Annotated in this window: 21 protein-coding genes, 1 other RNA gene and 1 riboswitch; all 22 genes read right to left on the minus strand. The window is 46.0% G+C overall.

Annotation, left to right across the window (positions count from 1 at the left end):
• Nucleotides 1-67: 67 nt before the first annotated feature.
• The gene (locus tag IE103_RS02870; protein ID WP_308426960.1) at nt 68-412 is read right to left on the minus strand and encodes an EVE domain-containing protein; all 345 of its coding nucleotides are present in this window, start codon (nt 410-412) and stop codon (nt 68-70) included.
• A complete protein-coding gene (locus tag IE103_RS02875) occupies nt 375-2,228 on the minus strand; it encodes a tetratricopeptide repeat protein (protein WP_189344484.1) in 1,854 nt (617 codons plus the stop codon). The genes IE103_RS02870 and IE103_RS02875 overlap by 38 nt, the downstream gene beginning before the upstream one ends.
• A 14-nt stretch (nt 2,229-2,242) precedes the next feature.
• Complete coding sequence (locus IE103_RS02880; RefSeq protein ID WP_189344485.1) at nt 2,243-3,961, minus strand: molecular chaperone HscC; 1,719 nt, start codon at nt 3,959-3,961, stop codon at nt 2,243-2,245.
• 829 nt (nt 3,962-4,790) lie between these two features.
• Nucleotides 4,791-5,252 carry an EVE domain-containing protein gene (locus IE103_RS02885; RefSeq protein WP_189344486.1) on the minus strand — a complete coding sequence of 154 codons (462 nt, stop codon included), beginning with the start codon at nt 5,250-5,252 and terminating at the stop codon, nt 4,791-4,793.
• 154 nt (nt 5,253-5,406) lie between these two features.
• A complete protein-coding gene (locus IE103_RS02890) occupies nt 5,407-5,832 on the minus strand; it encodes a DoxX family protein (protein WP_229827025.1) in 426 nt (141 codons plus the stop codon).
• A 212-nt stretch (nt 5,833-6,044) separates the two neighbouring features.
• Complete coding sequence (locus IE103_RS18520) at nt 6,045-6,176, minus strand: hypothetical protein (protein ID WP_268248937.1); 132 nt, start codon at nt 6,174-6,176, stop codon at nt 6,045-6,047.
• 8 nt (nt 6,177-6,184) lie between these two features.
• Nucleotides 6,185-7,417 (minus strand): MFS transporter, encoded by a 1,233-nt coding sequence (locus tag IE103_RS02895; RefSeq protein ID WP_189344487.1) that lies wholly within the window; start codon nt 7,415-7,417, stop codon nt 6,185-6,187.
• Nucleotides 7,418-7,590: 173 nt separating this feature from the next.
• On the minus strand, nt 7,591-8,187 hold the full coding sequence (locus tag IE103_RS02900) for an acyl carrier protein phosphodiesterase (RefSeq protein WP_189344488.1): 597 nt from the start codon (nt 8,185-8,187) through the stop codon (nt 7,591-7,593).
• Between the two features lie 100 nt (nt 8,188-8,287).
• Nucleotides 8,288-8,932 (minus strand): histidine phosphatase family protein, encoded by a 645-nt coding sequence (locus IE103_RS02905; RefSeq protein WP_229827027.1) that lies wholly within the window; start codon nt 8,930-8,932, stop codon nt 8,288-8,290.
• A gap of 11 nt (nt 8,933-8,943) precedes the next feature.
• The gene (locus IE103_RS02910) at nt 8,944-9,741 is read right to left on the minus strand and encodes an adenosylcobinamide-GDP ribazoletransferase (protein ID WP_189344489.1); all 798 of its coding nucleotides are present in this window, start codon (nt 9,739-9,741) and stop codon (nt 8,944-8,946) included.
• Nucleotides 9,742-9,761: 20 nt separating this feature from the next.
• The gene (gene cobT / locus IE103_RS02915; RefSeq protein ID WP_189344490.1) at nt 9,762-10,820 is read right to left on the minus strand and encodes a nicotinate-nucleotide--dimethylbenzimidazole phosphoribosyltransferase; all 1,059 of its coding nucleotides are present in this window, start codon (nt 10,818-10,820) and stop codon (nt 9,762-9,764) included.
• Between the two features lie 75 nt (nt 10,821-10,895).
• The gene (locus IE103_RS02920; RefSeq protein ID WP_189344491.1) at nt 10,896-11,984 is read right to left on the minus strand and encodes an aminotransferase class I/II-fold pyridoxal phosphate-dependent enzyme; all 1,089 of its coding nucleotides are present in this window, start codon (nt 11,982-11,984) and stop codon (nt 10,896-10,898) included.
• 61 nt (nt 11,985-12,045) lie between these two features.
• Nucleotides 12,046-13,047 (minus strand): adenosylcobinamide-phosphate synthase CbiB, encoded by a 1,002-nt coding sequence (cbiB, locus tag IE103_RS02925; RefSeq protein ID WP_189344492.1) that lies wholly within the window; start codon nt 13,045-13,047, stop codon nt 12,046-12,048.
• Nucleotides 13,048-13,090: 43 nt separating this feature from the next.
• Nucleotides 13,091-13,660, minus strand: coding sequence for a cob(I)yrinic acid a,c-diamide adenosyltransferase (gene cobO, locus IE103_RS02930; protein WP_189344493.1), 570 nt, complete (start codon nt 13,658-13,660; stop codon nt 13,091-13,093).
• Nucleotides 13,661-13,750: 90 nt separating this feature from the next.
• On the minus strand, nt 13,751-14,542 hold the full coding sequence (locus IE103_RS02935) for an ABC transporter ATP-binding protein (RefSeq protein WP_229827028.1): 792 nt from the start codon (nt 14,540-14,542) through the stop codon (nt 13,751-13,753).
• Complete coding sequence (locus IE103_RS02940; RefSeq protein WP_229827029.1) at nt 14,539-15,618, minus strand: FecCD family ABC transporter permease; 1,080 nt, start codon at nt 15,616-15,618, stop codon at nt 14,539-14,541. The genes IE103_RS02935 and IE103_RS02940 overlap by 4 nt, the downstream gene beginning before the upstream one ends.
• Nucleotides 15,615-16,502 carry an ABC transporter substrate-binding protein gene (locus tag IE103_RS02945; protein WP_189344494.1) on the minus strand — a complete coding sequence of 296 codons (888 nt, stop codon included), beginning with the start codon at nt 16,500-16,502 and terminating at the stop codon, nt 15,615-15,617. Before IE103_RS02945 ends, IE103_RS02940 begins: the two co-directional genes overlap by 4 nt.
• Nucleotides 16,503-16,583: 81 nt before the next feature.
• Complete coding sequence (locus IE103_RS02950) at nt 16,584-17,183, minus strand: bifunctional adenosylcobinamide kinase/adenosylcobinamide-phosphate guanylyltransferase (protein ID WP_189344495.1); 600 nt, start codon at nt 17,181-17,183, stop codon at nt 16,584-16,586.
• 24 nt (nt 17,184-17,207) lie between these two features.
• Nucleotides 17,208-19,097: a TonB-dependent receptor domain-containing protein gene (locus IE103_RS02955; protein ID WP_189344496.1), complete on the minus strand. Its 1,890-nt coding sequence runs from the start codon at nt 19,095-19,097 to the stop codon at nt 17,208-17,210.
• A gap of 234 nt (nt 19,098-19,331) precedes the next feature.
• A riboswitch (cobalamin riboswitch) is annotated at nt 19,332-19,572 on the minus strand.
• A 291-nt stretch (nt 19,573-19,863) separates the two neighbouring features.
• Nucleotides 19,864-20,042: non-coding RNA, 6S RNA (gene ssrS / locus IE103_RS02960), on the minus strand.
• 88 nt (nt 20,043-20,130) lie between these two features.
• Nucleotides 20,131-20,457 (minus strand): cell division protein ZapA, encoded by a 327-nt coding sequence (locus IE103_RS02965; protein ID WP_189344497.1) that lies wholly within the window; start codon nt 20,455-20,457, stop codon nt 20,131-20,133.
• The gene (locus IE103_RS02970; RefSeq protein ID WP_189344498.1) at nt 20,454-20,666 is read right to left on the minus strand and encodes a DUF904 domain-containing protein; all 213 of its coding nucleotides are present in this window, start codon (nt 20,664-20,666) and stop codon (nt 20,454-20,456) included. The genes IE103_RS02965 and IE103_RS02970 overlap by 4 nt, the downstream gene beginning before the upstream one ends.
• Between the last annotated feature and the right edge of the window lie 169 nt (nt 20,667-20,835).

Raw genomic sequence — 20,835 nt, forward strand, 5'->3', positions numbered from 1 at the left:
CTTTTTTTGCTTAACGTCTTAATTCAGCGCTTATTTGGATTGCGTATCTGGTTTCTTATTTAGTTTTTTATTTAGGTTTATCTAAAAGTTTTAAAACTGCTTTCCACTCTGTTGCAGTAACGGGAGTAATCGACAAACGACTCCCCTTCTGCAATACCACCATACTCGCCAAGTCAGGATTGGAGCGCATTTCTGCAAGACTTAATAAACGGGTCTTACGAATTGCTTTCACATCGACCAAGATCCAACGTGGATTTTCCACTGTCAATTTCGGATCAAAGTAGTGGCTGTAAGAATCAAACTGCGTCGCATCAGGATAAGCTGTACTGGCGACCTCTGCAACGCCTGCATTGGCTTGAAGAAGTGCCTTCTTTCTAAATTTTTGTGCAGTTAGAACGTTTGAGTTTTTCACATATACGTGACAGTGCCTCATCTACGTAAGGGTTTCCGTTCTGCTTTGCTTTTGTGTACCAAGATTCTGCCACTTCCAAATTCTTTTCGATTCCATATTTGCCAAATTCAAACAATTCGGCATAAATTTTCTGTCCCGATGAATTTTCTCCTTCGGCACTCTGCCTGATCCAATGCACACCCAATTTGTGATCCGCCTTGACTCCTGAGCTACCCTCAAGATAAATCTTACCAAGATTTCTCTGCGCCATCGTTTCGCCTTTTTTTGCGGCCGCCTCATAGAGGGATACTGCTTTTTTGACGTCCAAGTTAACACCACTGCCCTCCATATACTTAGCCGCAAGATTATTCATGGCAGCAGCGTTTCCAAAGTTAGCAGCACGTGTGTACCAATAAGTCGCCTTCTCCGGATCTTTGTCGACACCGATACCAGCCTCAAAATTAAGTGCAACTTCAAACCACGCTTCGGGCATGCCAGCTTCTGCGGCTCCCAGCAAAAGCTGGTGAGCAGATTGTAAGTCGTAATACTTTGATTTCTCATTTCTAAAAATTTGCGCTAAGCCAATATCCCCTTTTATGTATCCTTTTTCTGATGCTGCTTTAAAATACTCTAATGCCGCATCCTCATTTTTTTCAAGTCCAAATGTACCATTCAAGAAACGCTCCCCCTGAAGATACAATTCATGAGATGGTGCGGACATTGAAGCAATTTCGGGTGTGCTTAGTTCCACGCTGGCGGGCCTATTTGAATGATCAGAAAAAAAGCGCACAACGGTAGGAAGTAAAAAAATAAAGATGATGATCACTCTCAGATTGTCCGCAATCCATGCAAATCGGCTCTTGACGCCATCCAAGTTTAGCTTCGGCGGTTGAAAAAACTTATACTCCTCAGCCCGCCTATGCCAAGTTTCCAAATTCTCAAACTTGGTCACCATCGCTAACCAAGTTGGGTAACTAGCAATCATATCGTTGATAAAGTAGATGTTTTCCCGTAAGAACTGTTTAGTTGGCGGTGCGTCATTGCGTGCTAGACGAATCAGATTTAATTGCCGATTAATACGCGCCTCCTCTTGCAAATTAAAGGCACTCATTTCGTCAACAGCGCGGTCGAGGTAAAAGCCAAATTCTTGGAAGCGCAATAATCGGTTGCGATCTTGGTTCCATCCAAAACACATCACGGACGCCCCAAATAAATCGCCGTTACCGACTTGCCAGCCTTGCGCTAATCGTTCAGCGATCAGCCATTCGAATAAATCTCGGATTTCCACATTGATCAGACGATCGTCATCCATATAGGCTCGCAGGACTATTTCAGTCTGTCCTTGTTCTTTGGACTTTTCAGCTAATGTCTGTAAAAACTCAGCAAAAATCGCGCGTGCCACATCGATCGCGTAGACGATAGGTTCTAATGAGTCGCTGTCCTCAATCGCGACCGGATCTTCGGTGGCGACTGTCGCTTGACCAGCAGATTCAGGTGCGACATCTTCTACCGGGGACACCACGGGCACATCAGGCATTTCTGCACAAGCAGGCGCGGACGCATCCAACGAGTTCTGTAATACAGCAGTATCACTAGTTGTCGCATCTTGAAACTGAGCGTCGTCGGTGCACTGCTCAGCGATAATTTGTTCGCGCCATTCCTTACTACGCGCCCAAGCTAAGGCACGCTCATAACTTTCACGTAATTCTTGGAAACCAGCTAAATCATTGTCTTGGTCGATTAATTTGAGTGCCTTGGCATAAGCGCGCTTGATGGTGCGTTCATCGGCGTCTTGATCGACTTGTTGGTCGATAAAAAAAGCGGGAATATCAAACATAATACTTTCACCCGCTATTCAGAAAAACCAGGATGCAAGACGACGTCTTGCTCCATTTGATCGAGCACTTCTGCAAACTGTTTTTGCGCTGGCATAATCAATTTTTGATCCTGAGTTTCAATCACGCGTTCAAATTCAGCAATCTGATGATTAAGCCATTCTCGTGTATCGCCTTTCAACAGTTGATAAACCCGATCTGCCCGAGCCAACAAGGTACGTACTTCGAGCGCTTCACGCGGATGCATTTTCAGCTTTTCTAATTCGATGAGGCGCTTAGCAATATCATCTTCACTCAATAAGCCGGGATTACCTTGGATCACGGTCTTGTGCACTTTTTGCGTGCGCAACATGGTCGCCTGCACTTCCAATAAGCCATTGACGTCATATGTAAAGCGCACATCAACGCCATTTTGATCACGTGGCAAAGGTTCTAAACTCAATTCCAAAGATCCCAATAAAATATTGTCCTTCACCAGACGTGATTCGCCCTGATAGATATCGAGCTGCAAGATTTTTTGATTATCTTCAATTGGATAATACTGTGCGACACGACTAATCGGAACTGTGCTGTTTCGCTCGATGATCGGCGAAAAATGACCACTCACATTCTTATTGTTCGCCAAGCGCATCGCCACCTCTACGCCCAACGAGTATGGTGCGACGTCCGTCATCACCACTTCTTCGAGAGCAGAATCTTTCATCTTCAAACCAGCCTGTACTGCGGCCCCCATGGCGACGACTTCATCGGGATTAATCTCACTAGCAGGAAAGCGTCCAAACATCAATGTAACTAGGCGTTTGACGATAGGCATCCGAGTAGCACCACCGGCAAGTACTATGGTATCAAGTTGATTGCTGCGCAAATTGGTGTCACGCAAAGCGCGCTCGACTGGCTCGCGCAAACGTTTCATTAATGGCGCAGCGAGTTTAGCTAACGATTCTTCGTCAAATACTAAGTCCAAAGTTTGCTCTTTGGCTTGCACTTCCATCTTGGCGCTGGTCTCGCCTGACAACTCACGTTTAGCCTTTTCTGCAGCGGCGAAAAGCTGTTGCATAAAGCGCGGATCGTTACGTACTTTAGAAGTGAACCCATGTTTTTCCATAAAGGCATCCACCATCATTTTAGTGATGTCTTCACCACCTAAATAATTGTCGCCTGCCGATGCCCTGACCTCCATCACACCATCGAACATTTCTAGAATCGAAACGTCAAAAGTACCTCCGCCCAGATCAAATACAAGGAAACGGCATTCATCTTTGAATTCATGCATACCATAAGCCAAGGCGGCAGCGGTCGGCTCATTCACCAATCGGTCCACCTTTAGACCCGCTAACTGGCCAGCGGTACGGGTTGCCTTACGTTGTGCATCGGAAAAATACGCTGGTACCGTGATTACCGCCTCGGTGACAGTTTCACCAAGAAAGGCTTCTGCATCTGCTTTCAGACTTTTGAGCACAAAGGAAGATAACTCTTCAGCACGGAACTCGCGCTTGCCCAATTTAATTTTTTTATCACTACCCATGTAGCGTTTAAAAACTGCGGCTGTCAATTCCGGATGAGTTTGCAGACGCTCTTTCGCCGCCCGACCAACCAAAATACTACCGTCATCATCAACACTGACACATGATGGCGTCAAAGTATCGCCAAGACTATTCGGAATGAGTTGCGACTTGCCATCACGCCATATCGCCACCAGACTATTTGTCGTCCCTAAATCGATACCAATGATCATGTTGTCAACCTTTAATAAATGCTCATACAAAAACTAAAACGCAGCGCCCAAATGGACACTGCTCAGCGTCTTTATCTAAAAATAAAAACATTGTAAAAGGATTTAGATGCATTGACAATTTTTACAGACTTGTCACCAAGCCTGTGCTCGCATATAAACCTGACTAACATAGCTATTATTCCAATATCGATTCAAGCTCTATGATAGGCTGCTTTATTTTTTGCCTTATCAAGAAATGTTAACTACGGATCAAATCCTCGCCCTCGCGCCAGACGTCACCTCAGCTAAAACACGCAATGGGCAGGCGAATTCAGCTTTTAAAGTAGTTAATTGATCGTCAGCAGTCTTCTCACTTTCTGATATTAAACTTTCAATTTCTCTCTACATATATCCAGTAGCAATCGTTACACGTCTTGGCAAAATAATCGTTTTTAAACAGCTTTCAAGCACTAACTAAATTATGTCAATGAGAATCTGTTTGCAATCGTTTTGCATATAAACGGTTTGCGGCAGGCTTTGATATTCCAACCAAGTTCAATTTGTATTTACCGCGGGACTCAATGCGTGCTGTTCAAGAATCGCGAGAACATCTCGGACTCATCTACTTTTTTTGGAAGGGAGAAGAATTTGTGGCACTTGAAAATGATCAATTGTCCAGATTAGCGCATATAGATTCTGCGCCAAGCGGTGTATGCGATGGATGTGTGAATAGCGCACGTACAAATAAAATCGACTACTTTGTAATCTTATCTTAAAACAAATATTACCAATTCCAAAATTACCGAGCAATTTTTTTTGTCGATGAATTACCTAGATCTTTTTTGATTTCCTATTTAGACTTATCTAAAAGTTTTAAAACCGCTTTCCATTCCGTTGCAGTAACGGGGGTAATCGACAGGCGACTCCCCTTCTGCAATACCACCATACTCGCCAAGTCAGGATCGGAACGCATTTCTGCAAGGCCTAATAAACGAGTCTTACGAATTGCTTTCACATCGACCAAGATCCAACGTGGATTTTCCACTGTCGATTTCGGATCAAAGTAGTAGCTTTTAGAATCAAACTGCGTCGCATCTGGATAAGCTGTACTGGCGACCTCTGCAATACCTGCAATGCCAGGTTCATCGCAGCTAGAGTGGTAGAACAAAACACCATCACCAATTTGCATTTGATCACGCATAAAATTGCGTGCTTGATAGTTGCGCACGCCAAACCAAGGTGCAGCACCGTGACGTAAAGCGTCGTCAATACTCACTTCACTCGGTTCTGATTTCATTAGCCAATATTTCATTTACGCTCCCACACAACACTAGGCATCAATTTATTTTTGTGCGTTCAATACCCGCAACTCGCGCAAAAAGATCCTTAAAATCAAATCATACACCGCGCAATTCCATGCACGGTAACGCTGCTTTCAGTTCTAGATCGAATCAAGTCAGGACAAATTAATCTTCCTCTTTTGACCGAACGTGCTGCAAACCCGTCAATAGCAAGCAAACAATGAGAAGCACGCTGTACTCTGAACCATTTCGTCCAAGGCCGACCACAAACCAGCCTTCTTGAGCATGGACTAGTGCTATCCCCATCGCATAAATAAACGCTAGAATCGCGCACACTGGCGCCACTACGCGCCCCAATAAAAGAAGAATCGAGCCCGCAATTTCTATCGCTGTCACCAAGGCCGCAAAATAAAACCCAGCAGGGAATCCTTGCGCAATCAAAAACTCTCCAAAGGGAGGAACTCCTCCAGCAATCAAACGTGCCCAGCCATGCGCGGCGATCAAGGCGGACAATAAAACGCGAAGAATAAACCAAGCAAATATGCTGCGAGCCAAGGGCGACGACAGCGAAGGAGGTAAAGTTAGCTTCATAATTTGTCTTGATAAGCGAAGTCGGTTTTCGACCTTGCCACTATCTTTATTTGTTGAGGGAAGCAAAAAGATAGCAGATTGCATAAAAAAGAACAATTTATTACTACACAATCTATTACATTACAAAATCACGAGTCTAATGCTGCATGACATCAAACTAACTGACTCCAACCAAACACAACTAAACGCAATTAAACGCAACTAAGAAGAAGCTAACAAAACACATAGCGATTGGCTAAATCAAGAATAAAATCCGGCTGCAAATACGCATACAAAATCAGCAAAACAATCGCTGCAAGTAGCATCGCAATCAAAGCACGGCGAAATTTAGCGATTGGTTTCATCTTCAATATTACGCAGCAAGCGGAAGTTTCGTATCACGTTCTATTGCGCTTTCATCAATCGGAAGATTAATCAAAGTCGCAAAAATCCCGAGTCCAATCACAATCAACCAGACCGCATCATAATTTCCATTTTTGGTGTACATATAGCCACCCAACCAAGCGCCAATAAAACTTCCGAGTTGATGCGAGAAGAAAACAAATCCAGATAGCATAGACAAATATTTCAAGCCAAAAATGCCTGCGATAACACCATTAGTCAATGGCACGGTGGACAACCACAATAGCCCCATAGCGGCAGAAAATACATACACGCTATAGGTACTCAAAGGCGCTAAAACAAACAAAGCGATGACAATGCTGCGAGTGAGATAGATACTGGATAACAGATAACGCTTAGGAAACAAACCACCCAACTTTCCAGCGCCATAAGAACCAACAATATTGAATAGGCCGATTAAAGATAGAGCGATAACAGCCACGCTAGGATCGACGATGCCTTTATCTTTCAAATACGCTGGCATATTCACACCGATAAACACCAACTGAAATCCGCAGACAAAATAACCCGCTAACAAGAGTAAAAATGGTTTGTGCGTGAAGGCTTCGCGCACCGCTTCCATCGTACTTTGCTGAGGGCCTGTATCGATCTCACGTGCTGGCTCGCGTAATTTCCATGCCATCGGTAACATGACTATTAACATCAAGGCCGCCAATACATAAAACGCATTCTGCCAACCTGCACGCTGAATCAATTGCTGATCCACTGGCATCATAAAAAATTGGCCAAACGAGCTAGCCGCAGATGACATACCAAACGCCCAAGAACGCTTGGACTCAGGCGCTGTGCGCCCAATCAAACCGCTGACAGCACCGAAAGTGGTGCAAGCCAAGGCGGCACCAACTAACAAACCAGATCCGATAATAAAGGCCATTGGATGAATCACCAAGGCCATCCAAATTAAACCAAGTGCAAATAAGATCGCACCCAACACAATCACTTTCGCAGTCCCTAATTTATCGGCCGCCATTCCAGCAAATGGTCCAAACACGCCCCACATTAAATTCTGAATCGCAATCGCCATCGAAAAGGTTTCACGCGTCCAGTGATGTTCTGCTGAAATTGGTTGCAACCAAAAGCCAAAGCCATGACGAACGCCCATCGATAGCGTCAATACAAAACCTGTCGCAATTAAGACGGTAGTTAAATCAGGATGGCGATGCGGGCTGACAATAGTGCTCATAATGAATTTCTTATCAATTACTAGTTAATTGAATTAGTAGACAACATGTTGCTTGTGCCAGCAACAAATGTCATTGCTATATAAAGTGAGGGGATTGATCGGTCATCAGTTTAGCCGAAATTCGACTTCATTGTTTTAGGGCGCTCAATCGAGCTTGGCCCCTCGCTTCATGATCAATCGAGAATTAACATCTCACGCTGCGCTAACACGAAAGATTGCAACTGCGGAAAAAACTCAAAGAAGCCTTCACTCAACTCCACATAATTCTGTTCCAAATCAAGAACCGCCTCACGCAACAGATGACCATTGCGCGACAAGCGTGTTGAAACACGTTCAATCGCTAAGGCCACGCCATCAAAATCGACATACGAACCGAGCCAATCTTGCTGAACCATACGCGGTACCGCATACGCTAAATGCTCGGTAAAAAAAGATTGTCGCGTCGGTAGAGCACGATAAAAATCTTTAGTGAATTGATCCAAATCGACATCGGCATAATGTTGCCAATGTTTCGCCAATACATGATCATAAAAAATATCTAAGGCGATACCGGCATAACGTCTGCGAAGCGGTGAAAATAATTCTTTTGCTTGTTGGGTCAGTGGATGCTGATCGGTATAAGTATCAATCTTTCTATGCAAAATAATTTCTTGTGCAATGTGATTGGGATAATCTGCAGCCCCGTTCATTTTGACAAAATCGCCCAACAAGGCACCCAGCATCGCATCATGGCTATGCCGTGCTAAGAAAATGTGGGCTAAGTAATTCATGATGCAAGATTGAAAAGTTCTTGGTCGATGGCATGCCTACTGATGCGCCATAAGATCAAGATTGTAACGAATCTTCTCGCTTCGTGTTTGGCGTACAGCCTTAGTTTAGAGGTAGATCAAGACAAATCCAAGCGCCAAAATCAGGCGCTTCTAGCGGCCACTGTGCCGCCTGCTCTATCTCGCACTTTCGATGTTGTAAATAATAGGTCAATGCACGGATCACGCCTGCATGCGTGATCCATACGATATCTGTTGGCTGCTGTACTTGCTCTAACTGCTGCAGTGACGTTGACGATTGCAGCATCCGCAAACAATCTTGGTAAGCAGCGGCCACCCTTTGTAATACCTCGTTACAGCTTTCAACCCCACCAAATCGATACTCTCCAAAATCACGGGTCCATCGATCAATTTCATCTTTTGGAATATCTGACCACGCTTGCCCTTCCCAATGACCAAAATCCATTTCTTTCAAGCGTCCATCAATAGCGCATTGTAGATTCGGAACATGCGCTTGCAATGCATTTACAAATTGTTCTGTTCTCTGTAGGCCTGAAAAATAAACTAGTAGCGCGCGCTCTTCACCTTTATTAAGTTCGATTGCAAGATCTCTTGCAGCGTCAAAATTGGCTTTTATATCGACCGCAACATCAAGCTGTCCATAACAAATGCCTTTTTCTATTAGCGGCTGTGCATGCCTTACCAACCAAAGCTTATTTGCGAGCTTATTTGTAATCGTATGCATCATTGTATCTATCACTACCTCGGCCACGCCAACAATACACCCAAATAAAAACTCAACTCACTCAACTGTTGAGTTGCCCCCAAGGCATCTCCAGTAAAACCTTGGATTCGACGAAGTAAGAATCGGTACATCCACCAAGTAGCAAATAATGCGGCGATCAGACCAGCGCCCCATATAAACGCAGGTCGCCAGAACAACACCAATGCGAACGCGACTCCACACCAAAGTGCTGCAACGAGCAAGGTGGAATTTTCAATCGCATCAGCCAAAGGCTTCGATTTCGATTGCGGTGTATCCCCCACATGCGGTAAATATTTAATGATTAATAGAGGCATGGTACGCGAAACCACATGCGCCAAAAACAAAGCAATCACGCAGATGGACAGATTTAATTGTCCCAATAAACTGAGCAAGGCCAATTTGCTACTTAAAGCCAATAGCAAAGCCACCGCACCATAAGTACCAATGCGCGAATCTTTCATAATTTCTAAAGACTTCTCGCGACTAACATGGCCACCCAAGCCATCTGCTAGATCGGCTAAGCCATCTTCATGAAACGCCCCTGTCAACATCACGCTAAACACCGTACTCAAGGCAGCAGCTACAAAAACGGTAGCCGTCTGTTGCGGTAACAATGTGTATACGCCCAAAAAACTAAGCGCGCTTAAAGCACCAACCAAAAATCCTACACCTGGGAAATGACCAGCACTTGCGCGCAGCATCGCTGGGCTGTAACCAACCCACGAGGCCAGTTTTCCAGTAATAGGAATACGTGTAAAAAATTGGAGTGCAAGCAGATAATGGCGAACCATAAAGAATCAATCCAATTAGATCAGGCTAGATCACCATCATTGCGTGCTACGCCAGCACTCTCGAAACTTGCCATATCACACAAGATATCACTCGCCGACTGTAATAGCGGCCAAGCCAATGCTGCCCCCGATCCTTCACCCAAACGTAGCCCCAAATCAAGCAAAGCCGTAGCTTGTAACGTTTCTAGCATTAAGCGATGACCACTTTCGGCAGAACGATGCGCATACACACAACGTTGTTGTACTCGTGGCGCCAAGCGTGTCGCCACCAGCGCAGCGGAACTCGCAATAAATCCATCCACTACGATAACGCGATTTTCAGTCGCAGCTTGTAACACGATCCCGACCAAAGTAGCAATCTCAAAGCCCCCAAAACAAGCAAGCGCCTCTAGCGGTGTGCTTGCACCCGCATGTCGTTTCAATACCAAGCGTAAAGTCTCGACTTTTCTGGCTATGGCAAAGTGATCCAAGCCAGTACCAGCGCCTGTACAATCCGCAATATCCAAATCGCCTAAACGTGCCAACAACAAAGCCGCCGCTGACGTATTGCCTATCCCCATTTCCCCCAAGAGCACAGCATTGCCGGGCAAATTTTTTACAATTTCACGACCGTGTTGAATCGCTTGCTGACATTGTTCTTGGCTCATCGCAGCTTGTTGCAAACTATCTGCGGTGCCGTAAGCGATCTTACGAATGATCAATCCAGAGCGTGGTGCAAAATCGTGATTCACACCGCAATCAATCACATTCAATGCAATGCCATGTTGGCGTGCCAACACGCTGACCGCGGCTCCGCCAGCCAAAAAATTTTCTACCATCTGCCATGTCACATCACTTGGAAAAGCAGATACGCCGTGTTTGACGATTCCATGATCACCAGCACAAACCAACATCTGTGCTTGTTCTAGACGCGGCGAATCGGTTCGCAAAATTAAACCAAGTTGCAACGCGAGTTGCTCGATTCGACCAAGTGAGCCGAGCGGTTTCGTTTTGTTATCGATCTTATGTTGTAAGCGTGCGCGCAATTTTGGATCGTGTAAATCATCCATCTCGAAGGCTGTTGCATTGACTAAGTTCATATCTAGCCTTTATTTAAATGTTTTAAGTGTTTTAGGAAAATTGTTTTAAGAGAATTAGAGAGTCAGATCAATGCATCAAAAATCAGGTGAATACTGTTTCACCGCGCGATAAAACGCATCTTGCATCGGTGGCGATAACACACGCATACGAAAACAGGGATCAAGACCAAACGAGCCAGCATGGCGCAATTTCACTCCCTGCGCTCGCATCACATGTAAGAAATCGGTTCGATACTCTTGTATCGTTTTGCTTGGTGTAACGCAGAAAAAATTGGTATCGCTTGGCTCCACTTTCCAGCCCAAATCAACACATAAGGCGATTTGTCGCTGCTTCCAATCGCGCAAGGTCGTTAAGCTTTCGCGCAACCAGTCTTGCACCGATGGTAAAGTCCATGCATGCAACATCGTTACGGCATGCGTTCCCAATGGCCATGATGCTGCCATTTGCTCTAACTGCTGTTGCCAATGCTGTGCTTGTATCGGTGCAATCACATAAGCCCCGCGAATTCCTGTCAGGCCCAAAGCCTTATTTGGTGTGAACAATTGCCAGCAAGTGTCACGTTGTTGTGAATTCAAACTAGGACTCCCGGATAAACGCAATGCTTGATATGCGCAATCGAGCACGATCTGCACTTCACTAGAGCAATCAGCGAGAATTTCAATCATCTGCGCTAAACCGACTTGATTTTGTCCAAGTGGACTACCAGGTTCACAAGTCCAAATTAAATCCGCGTTGTGAAAATCGTCAACAATTGCCAAACCTGCCGCACGTCCAGCTAACACATAATCGCCATAGCTATGTGGTGGCACCCATACCGTTTTTTGCAAAGACGCTAGTTGCGTAGACCTAGCACTACTAGAAGCACTACTAAATGTACTTTGCCCTACCAACATCGAGATACGAAAAATAAATTCGCTAGCACTAGCCGCAAACAAAATACGCTGGGGCGAAACCTGATGCCAAGTTGCCAATGCGTTACGCAAATGATGGTACTCAGGATCAGGATAACTGGCGCAATCGCTCAAACGAATCTGCGTCAACACTTCTGGGCATGGCCCGAGCGCATTACTATTAGTCGAGAAATCGTAAGCCGGCTTACCCAAAGTATCCGTACCACCGTGCACACGAAGTCGTGATGCTTCACTTTTAGTTTTCGTTTGCATTTGCGTTTGTGGAGCAGATTTCATCAACAACATGATTTCACTTTTTCTCAATTCAATTCACTCATCGCGACATTAAAAAATACAAAGCCAATAACATCAGCCCAACCAGCGCAAACCACACCAAAATCGCGCGCTCACAAACCACTATTGCTTTCCCAATATGCTGTGCATTCACATTGGCGCCACACGCATGCAAGACATACACACTAGGTTTTGTGAGCCGTATATTTAGAATCAACGCGATAGCGCCCATAGGCCAACCGCCATTCGGCGAGGTAGTAGCACTGGCTTCTCGCCAAAGTGCCGCTGATGGTAGCCGTGCAGATCCCACAAACATCAGCAATGCAGTTAGCCTCGCACCGGGCCAAGACAAGACATCGTCAGCACGCGCCGCCCACTTGCCAGCCCAAGTCCATATACGGCCACCGTGCTCGCCGCGATATCCCCACATTGCATCAGCAGTATTCGCAAATCGATACAATAAAATGCCAGGCAAACCAGCCAGAACAAACCACAGCAAAGCAGAAATCACTGAGTCATTTAAGTTCTCAGTTAGGGTTTCAATCGCACTCTCGCGCACTTCAATTTCTGATAAATACTGAACATCGCGACTAACCAGACGCGCCAACTGCAACCGTCCTGCGTCTAAAGAGCTTGTTAGCGCCGACTCCACCGCAACAACTTCGTCTCTTAACATGCGCCAACTAAATAGTGGCTTCAACAAAATACCGAGACACAAAGCTTGCCAATACCAAGCGAATCGACTCACTACTTGCTCGACTTCGTTTGCAATAAGAACCAAAACCGTCGCAGCGAGCAACCAAAAGAATGCGCCCAAACAATAGGCTCGTAACTTCTGCAATGCTCTAAAAGTTTCGGGTATCCCCTTCACTGCAACTGGCGCAATCAGCTTGCCGAAGAAATGCAAATATTGCCCAATCCAAACCACGGGATGCCAAGCGGATTTGGGTTCCCCCAAGTAGCGATCGATCAACCATCCCACTAGCAAGGACAACGCGATCACTTGTGCCAACTCAGGATTTGAATTCAGATGAAGCAACATATTTCAGATCTTGCTATCAATGCGCATACAAGCTTATGCGAACTCAATCTTCGATACCACGCTGCGCCGGAATCCCAGCGCGAAACGCATGTTTTATCAAAGTCATTTCGGTTACTGTATCTGCCAATTCGATCAATTCGGGTGGGCAACGACGACCAGTCAACACCACATGCACATCAACTGGGCGAGATCGCAATGTCGCTAAAACATCTTCAAGCGGCAACCAACCATAGATCAATGGATAAGTGATCTCGTCCAAGGTCACCATAAAATAATCACCACTCATAATCGCCAGTTTGGCTTTTTCCCAACCATCACGCGCTAGTTGCGCAGAATGCTCTAAATCCTGACTTTTCCAACTAAAGCCATCACCCAAGCCTTCTACCGATAGACCCAATTGTTCGAACATACGATGTTCACCAAAACGGGCCGTTGGCACCTTCATAAACTGGAAAATTTTGACTGCCTTACCGCGCCCATGCGCACGCAAGGCGAGACCGAATGCCGCTGTGCTTTTCCCTTTACCATCGCCGGTATTAATGATGACGAGACCTCGGCGTTCGCCCTGAGGTTTTTCGTATGGTTTTTCTGCTGGTGGTGTTTCAATTTGCATTTATTTTTCTCCATGAATTCATTCATCTACTATCCGCTTGCGATATAAGACAGTTCACAAACTAGATACATACTCTGTTCACTTATTTGTTCAATTAGGTAGCGCGACCCACTGCCCCGCCACCGGGTGTATCGCAATTCGATGTTCAAATACTTCACACAAAGCTTGATGGCTTGCGATATCTTCGCAGCGGCCCTGATGCACTAAACGACCATGCTGCATAATCATTAAATAATCAGCTTGCAGCGCAAATGAAATTTCATGCAAGACGCTAATCACGGTCTTTCCTTGCGCGACTAATTGCCGGACCAAAGCCATCCAATCCGCTTGATGCGGCGGATCGAGATTTGCTAAAGGTTCGTCCATCAGCAAAACCTCTGCTTGTACCGCCAAAGCGCGGGCTAGTAAAACACGTTGTCGCTCACCACCAGACAATTGCGCAAGACTACGTTCACGCCATTGCCAAGCTTGCGTATCACGTAATGCTTGTTCCACTGCAGCATAGTCTTCTGCGCTTGGTGCAGCGAGCCAAGCTTGATGTGGTAAGCGTCCAAGCATAACCACATCCCATACGCGCATATCTTCTGCCGCACTTTGACTCTGGCCGAGCCAGGATAAACATCGCGCTTTTTCTCTTCTAGAAATTTGGTCTACCGCTTGCCCAAGCAACTGAATAGTTCCACCACTTGCCATTAAGCCTGCCAAGGCTTTGAGCAATGTGGATTTTCCGGCTCCATTTGGGCCGACGATACTAGTCCACGATGCTCGCGGAATTTGTACGCTAAGATCACGCAATATGAGTGCGTCATCTAGCACAGCACTAAGGTGTTGGGTTTGAATCGCGATTCCACTGACGCTAGGTCGGTCTAGAATCATGCTCATTGCCCCTCCAATCGACGCTGTTTATGCATCAGCCGCAATAAGTACGCACCACCCAAAATCGCAGTCACAACCCCTACTGGCAACTCTTGTGGTGCAATCATCCAACGACTGAGAATGTCGGCAGCACTCAGCAATACTCCGCCCGCTAAGCTCGACAAAACAATCAAGCCTGCATGCGTCGTTTTCATTACAGATCGCACCAAGTGCGGTGCCGCCAAACCAACAAAAACAATCAAGCCAGTCTGTGCAACCGCAGTCCCTGCACTCAAAGCAATAATTAAAACCAATGCCATCCGCATTTGCGATAAGGGCAAACCAAGACTACGTGCAGTTGATTCTCCCAGTGACAAGCCATCCAAAACCTGACTAAGCGCGACACTGACTAACAAACATATGCCACCCACAATCAGCATCACGGCGCAGCTTGACCATCCGACATAGCCAGTGCTACCCAGCATAAACGCCTGCATCGCTTGCACTATGTCTGGTCGCAGCATCGTGACTAGCGAACCGATCGCCGCTAACACGACACCGACGATCACGCCAGCCAATAACAAACGCAAAGTATGTTGAACGCCGCGCGCGAGTAACAAGGTCAAGAACACCGCTAACACCGCACCACAAAAAGCAGCACCAGTTAGTCCCATCCTCACCACCCATGCGGTCGCAAACGGAGATCCGCCAAAAGCCACCAAGGCAGTCGCGACACCAAGTGATGCACCTGATGCGCTGCCGAGCAAATAAGGATCAGCCAAGGGATTACGAAATAAACCTTGCGCTACTGCTCCAGATAAACCAAGCAATGCGCCTGCCGCCCAAGCACCCAAGGTACGTGGCAAACGGATATCCCAAACAATTTGCATCGCTAGAGATTGCTGCCACATGCTTAAAAGACTTTCCCAGCCGTTGCTACCTACACCGAGACCAAGCACGATGAGCGCAATACTAAGAACGATCAAACTGATCAACAACAAGCCAAATTTGCCACGCTGACGCGGCACAACTACCGAAGGACTATCGAGTTTGGCTTGAATATCAAATCCGGTCGCCATCGCGCTGCCACTAATCGGTGTCATATTGTCTTACCCGAATCTCGGCTTGATACATTGCTTGATTCTTTGCTCGGTTCTTTGCCAGCTTCATTCGTCGAGACTTTGCTCCTCAAACACTTTGCCATAATCGCCGCCGCCTCCGCCATGCGGGGGCCTGGACGCACTAGCACATCAGATTCCGCTGCCGAATAAACACAGACACGATTCTCGCGTAGCGCTTGAATACTCGACCATCCAGGACGTGTAGGCAAAGAGGCGTAACCTCGCTCACTCACCATGATCAAATCGGGATTTGCTCGCACTATGTATTCGGGATTCAATTTAGGAAATGGACCTTGATTTGCCGGAACAATATTTCCAACACCGAGCCGCGTTAACGTCTCTCCAATAAAACTACTCGCCCCAGCCGCATGCGGCGCCGTGCTTACCTCAAAATAAACTCGCCAATTTTTGACCGAACTCGGCAAAGTCTTTGCTGCGGCTGTGATGCCAGCGTCCATCTCACGCCAGATTTTTTCAACATTTGGCACTTCCAATAATTGTCCTAGCTTTAGCAAAATACGATGTACATCCGCTTGACTATCTGGATTCATCGCTAGCACTTTGATCCCGAGCGCCTGCAAACGCTCGGCAGCGCGTGTTGAAGTTGACATCAACACGACATCGGGCTTTAACGCCGCAATCGCTTCAATGCCAGGATCAAGACTGCCACCGACCTGCGGTAAGCTACGAACACTACTTGGAAAATTCGAATATCGATCAACACCAACCAAACGCGCACAATGACCTAGGGCGCAAACGGACTCAGTTAATGAGGGCAACACACTAACAATGCGTTGTGGCGCCTGTTTGAAATACACAGTCACTTGTCTATCGTCGGTGATCTCGATCGCCTGAACTACATTCATGATGCAGAGAATCAAGAGTAATAAAATTAAAAGCGAAAAGCTGCGCTCAAAAAGTCGCTTCGAAAACAAATTCATCCTCATTTATCGCCCCTCTTTATTTTTTAAACACAGCGGTATGCCGGCTGCCATTAAACTGACTCGATCAACAGTTGCTGCCAAAGCTTGATTCAATTTGCCAAGTTGATCGACGTAGGAGCGCACTTCGCGCCCCATTGGAATAACGCCCAAGCCGATTTCATTACTGACAATAACCACAGGGCCGCGCGCCGTTTGCACTGCATCAAGCAAATCCGCAATCACTTCCTTCATCACATTCATATCGATAGCAACTTGATCTATCGGCATCAAACAATTGGTCAACCACAATGTCAGGCAATCAAGCACAATCAAGCAATCTGCTTGACTATGCGTACGAATCGCAGCGGCGACAGCGATTGGCTCTTCTATCGTAAGCATAGTCGGTAAGCGCGCAGCGCGATCTGCCTGATGTCGCACTATCCGCGCTCGCATCTCATCGTCCCAAGCTTGAGCAGTTGCGATAAAAGTCGCATGATGATCTGCGTTTGCTTGCAACCAACTCCATGCCAACATTTCGGCACGCGCTGATTTACCACTCTTCTGCCCGCCCAAGATCAACTCAGAGCGGGCAATCGACAGATTGGTACTTACGCCGGCGCTCATGCCCGCACTCGGGTCCACGCTCACCTAGTATTTCCAAGACAAAGAAGCAAACGCATTACGTCCTAACGTGGAATAATTATTCGCTAACACGTAACGGCTATTGTTCAAATTATTAATTCGCAACAACAACGCCCACTGTGAATTGATTTGCCAATTCAAACCAACATTCAGCAAACTATATGCGGCCAATTTGTCGCGGCCAGTAAAGCTCAAATTATTGTCCTCACGATCACTAGAAAACTTCAATTCGGTGAACAAAGACAGCTCGGATAGTTGATGCTGCAAACGGAAATTTGCTACATGACGTGCGATCCGTAATAGACGTAGATTATTTGGTTGCGTACGCGGATCGGCATAATCATAGGAAGCGCTGATTTGACTAGCGCCGAACTGCCAACCGCCATGCAAGCTGACTCCACGCAATTCCGCCAATGCACTTTGCAAATTCGTGGATGGAGTGATAAACCCGCGGATATCGTTTTGATACACGGTCGCTTCAAAATTCAAATGTCCTTCGCGATATTTCAAACCAAGTTCATTCGACCGATTTTGTTGAGGTGTCAAAGTTGGGTTACCAAAGCCGGGGTAATACAATTGATTAAAACTAGGAGCCTGAAAACTCGTGCCAGCACTCAATACCGCACGCCAAGCTGGGTTCAATTGATATCCGCCTGATAAAGACCAATTGGTGAAGGAACCAAATTGTGAGTTGTGGTCACTACGCAATACCGCCAAGGCACTCCAATCTTCGGCGCGCAAGGCGTATGACAGCATCACACCACGTAAGTCTCTCGCTTTGACAGCATAATTCATACTACTATCGACTTCCTCGCGGCGCTCTTCAAGCGCAAATGACAACACATCCTGTCCAAGCGAAAAATCATTCTGCCAACTAGCGTGACGACGATCTGTATTGAATTTACCGCTACCACCAAATGCGCCATCCGTACTACGGAAATACTTCGTCACTGATTGATCTTCGGCAGTACCAAGTAATAGCGTTGACTTCCAGTTCGGCAACCATTGCGCTTGCCACTGAGCCGATAAATTATTTAAGGTGGAATACGCGCGCGCGTCTGTATTTGCTTTAGTCAGTTTCAAAGGATTTGGCGATGCGGCGCCATCAAATTGATAGTCGGTATCGCTGTGCAATATGCCCACACTAACTTGATGTTGCGGTGACAGTTGATAACGTAATTTCGCATCCACACTACTCGCTTGAAATCCATCGCGATCCGGATTAAACGCCGAGGATAAAGGATTGACCAAAACTGAAATGCCGTCCGCGCGCTCACGAGACCAACCAAGGCTATACCCCAAGTCGCTCGCACTACCGCGTAGCGCAACACTCGCTTGCCGCTGTCCATCGCCACCAATACCAACATTTGCGGTGTACACTGGTTTGCGCTCAGGTTCACGTGTAATGATTTGTATCACGCCACCGACCGCATCAGCACCGTACAAAGCTGATGCCGCACCACGCAATACTTCAATACGTTCAATTCTATCCAGCGGAATATTTTCTAAGGCTGGTGTTCCCGATGTCGCCGAGCCGATACGTACGCCATCCAATAAAATCACTGTCTGCGAAGACGTCGCACCGCGCAAGAATACGCCACTCGATGAGCGATAACTACCATTGCGAGAAATCTGTATACCCGGCAAATTCGCCAATACGTCGAGTAAAGAACTTTGACCTGCTAGATCAAGCTCGGATCGATCAAGCACCGTTACATCAGCTATCACATCCGTTAATTTAGTCGGGATACGATTTGCCGTAATTACCACATCCTGCAAAGCAGGCGTCGTAGCTGTTTGTGCGTTTGCAGAATTTATTACAAATCCTACAGTCGAAGCGGCACAGGCAACACAGATTCCTGCACGTGAAGTCAACAACAAAGCAAAATTTTTCATGGAACATCATTAGTGAAAAATCTTCGACTTTTAAACAATCAGACATCGTCGCAGCCGCAAACCGCTTGCGTTCACGACATAGACAAATTGCGCTAAGCAAATTGATAGGCTTATACCTGCCAAAGCTTTTAGCAATACTTTTAGATCAGATTGTGAAATTGAAGATTTCGATCAGCTCTCTCTGTCATCCCCGACAGAAAGCAAGCAAAACACGCGATGTCTAGCAAAGCTATCGACATCGCAACCTTGTTGGCCGGTATCCGGGCTGGCGGAGACTACCTCTGTCGCCTTCCCAGATGCTTGTTCAAGGCGTCCAGTGGCTTGTGTGACAGAAGCGGAGTCGATTAGGACTCGTCCGCTTGACCGTTGCGGGGGCAGCGCAGGTGAGCATTTTGCAAATACAAAACACCTCCTGCTTCCCGTTGAACTGCGAAATGTGAACCATGTCGCGAGCACCAACATGAATATTCTAACAGCTTACATTTATTTTTTATACGGCTAATTTTTGATGAATGAACATTCAACTAAAAAAAAGGAAGAGCTTTCCTTTTCTTGACTTAAATTAACTCAAGAAAAAATCACTTTACAAGGTAGGATCAAAATTCGAAATGTCAAAAAAACCTTGCGTTACTTGGGTTAATTGCGTTGATTGCGGTATCGCTAGCAGCTAAATTTAATTCAAATTTTTCTTGGCTTATTTATTTAAATACGACAGGCAAATAAAAAAGCACTAATCGCCAAAAACGATTAGTGCTTTTTAAAAAAATTAGTTCCCACCTGTGCCGCTATGCCGGCATCCTGAACCCGGCGGTTCAAGTCGGCCATGGTCAGTTCAAATCGGGTTCATCGGACATAAGCGACGCTCACGCCATTGAACAATTTCCACAGCCTATGCACATAAATGGTTCAAGGAATATATGGCACTGGCGAACACGGTAGGAGTTTGTAGTTTACTCCTTCCTCAAAAAAATCACATCAATTTTCTGCAAATTTTTTTGGGTGTTTTGATTGTATTAAACAATAAGGAGGAAATTTAAAATAGATTTTCTTGCGGTGTTAAAACTTGATCAATCGTGTCGTTCATACTTTGTATTTTTTGTTTTACTTCACCGATACTCATTCCGGATAATGGACCATCATGCGCTTTGGTCGACAACAAATCTGCTGCCATACTTAATGCTGCCATTACAGCAATACGGTCAGTACCTTTTACTTTAGACGCATCACGAATTGCGCACATTTTTTCATTCAGATAAGAAGCTGCCTCGCGCAATGCGCGGTCTTCACCTTCCTTGCAGGCTAATTTATAAGATAAGCCCATGATATTGACATCAATCTGAATCGATTTTGGCTCACTCATACTGCATCCTTCTCTTCTTCGTTAGGTAGTTGGGCCAAAATGGCTTCGACTCTGGTATGCGCTTCGGATACGCGTTCACGTAAATCTTTATTCTCCGAAGCCAAATCAACCGCGGTACGACGCAAAGCCGCATTTTCCAAACGTAAAGTTTGTGTCATTTCAGCGAGGCGATTGAGCTTTTCTGCGAGTAATTCAAATTCGGAAATCATCTTGGCTATCTTCGTTGGCAATCTAAGTTAACTATCATTGAACCTGCATCCACTTGTATCGATCGACAAACACCATCAAACGTGTAAGTTTATGCATGAATATGATACGGGAACTCGTTAATTATAAAGGGAATTGTTCTTCAATTATAGGCTGATATATGTTGATATT

It is taken from the genome of Affinundibacterium macrobrachii (genome assembly GCF_014652415.1).
Taxonomy (GTDB): Bacteria; Pseudomonadota; Gammaproteobacteria; order Burkholderiales; family Burkholderiaceae_D; genus Undibacterium; species Undibacterium macrobrachii.

Coding starts and splice junctions, on each gene's coding strand:
- IE103_RS02875 (WP_189344484.1), bottom strand. CDS start 2,228: ATGTTTGATATTCCCGCTTTTTTTATCGACCAACAAGTCGATCAAGAC.
- IE103_RS02880 (WP_189344485.1), bottom strand. CDS start 3,961: ATGATCATTGGTATCGATTTAGGGACGACAAATAGTCTGGTGGCGATA.
- IE103_RS02885 (WP_189344486.1), bottom strand. CDS start 5,252: ATGAAATATTGGCTAATGAAATCAGAACCGAGTGAAGTGAGTATTGAC.
- IE103_RS02890 (WP_229827025.1), bottom strand. CDS start 5,832: ATGAAGCTAACTTTACCTCCTTCGCTGTCGTCGCCCTTGGCTCGCAGC.
- IE103_RS18520 (WP_268248937.1), bottom strand. CDS start 6,176: ATGAAACCAATCGCTAAATTTCGCCGTGCTTTGATTGCGATGCTACTT.
- IE103_RS02895 (WP_189344487.1), bottom strand. CDS start 7,417: ATGAGCACTATTGTCAGCCCGCATCGCCATCCTGATTTAACTACCGTC.
- IE103_RS02900 (WP_189344488.1), bottom strand. CDS start 8,187: ATGAATTACTTAGCCCACATTTTCTTAGCACGGCATAGCCATGATGCG.
- IE103_RS02905 (WP_229827027.1), bottom strand. CDS start 8,932: ATGATGCATACGATTACAAATAAGCTCGCAAATAAGCTTTGGTTGGTA.
- IE103_RS02910 (WP_189344489.1), bottom strand. CDS start 9,741: ATGGTTCGCCATTATCTGCTTGCACTCCAATTTTTTACACGTATTCCT.
- cobT (WP_189344490.1), bottom strand. CDS start 10,820: ATGAACTTAGTCAATGCAACAGCCTTCGAGATGGATGATTTACACGAT.
- IE103_RS02920 (WP_189344491.1), bottom strand. CDS start 11,984: ATGCAAACGAAAACTAAAAGTGAAGCATCACGACTTCGTGTGCACGGT.
- cbiB (WP_189344492.1), bottom strand. CDS start 13,047: ATGTTGCTTCATCTGAATTCAAATCCTGAGTTGGCACAAGTGATCGCG.
- cobO (WP_189344493.1), bottom strand. CDS start 13,660: ATGCAAATTGAAACACCACCAGCAGAAAAACCATACGAAAAACCTCAG.
- IE103_RS02935 (WP_229827028.1), bottom strand. CDS start 14,542: ATGAGCATGATTCTAGACCGACCTAGCGTCAGTGGAATCGCGATTCAA.
- IE103_RS02940 (WP_229827029.1), bottom strand. CDS start 15,618: ATGACACCGATTAGTGGCAGCGCGATGGCGACCGGATTTGATATTCAA.
- IE103_RS02945 (WP_189344494.1), bottom strand. CDS start 16,502: ATGAATGTAGTTCAGGCGATCGAGATCACCGACGATAGACAAGTGACT.
- IE103_RS02950 (WP_189344495.1), bottom strand. CDS start 17,183: ATGAGCGCCGGCGTAAGTACCAATCTGTCGATTGCCCGCTCTGAGTTG.
- IE103_RS02955 (WP_189344496.1), bottom strand. CDS start 19,097: ATGAAAAATTTTGCTTTGTTGTTGACTTCACGTGCAGGAATCTGTGTT.
- IE103_RS02965 (WP_189344497.1), bottom strand. CDS start 20,457: ATGAGTGAGCCAAAATCGATTCAGATTGATGTCAATATCATGGGCTTA.
- IE103_RS02970 (WP_189344498.1), bottom strand. CDS start 20,666: ATGATTTCCGAATTTGAATTACTCGCAGAAAAGCTCAATCGCCTCGCT.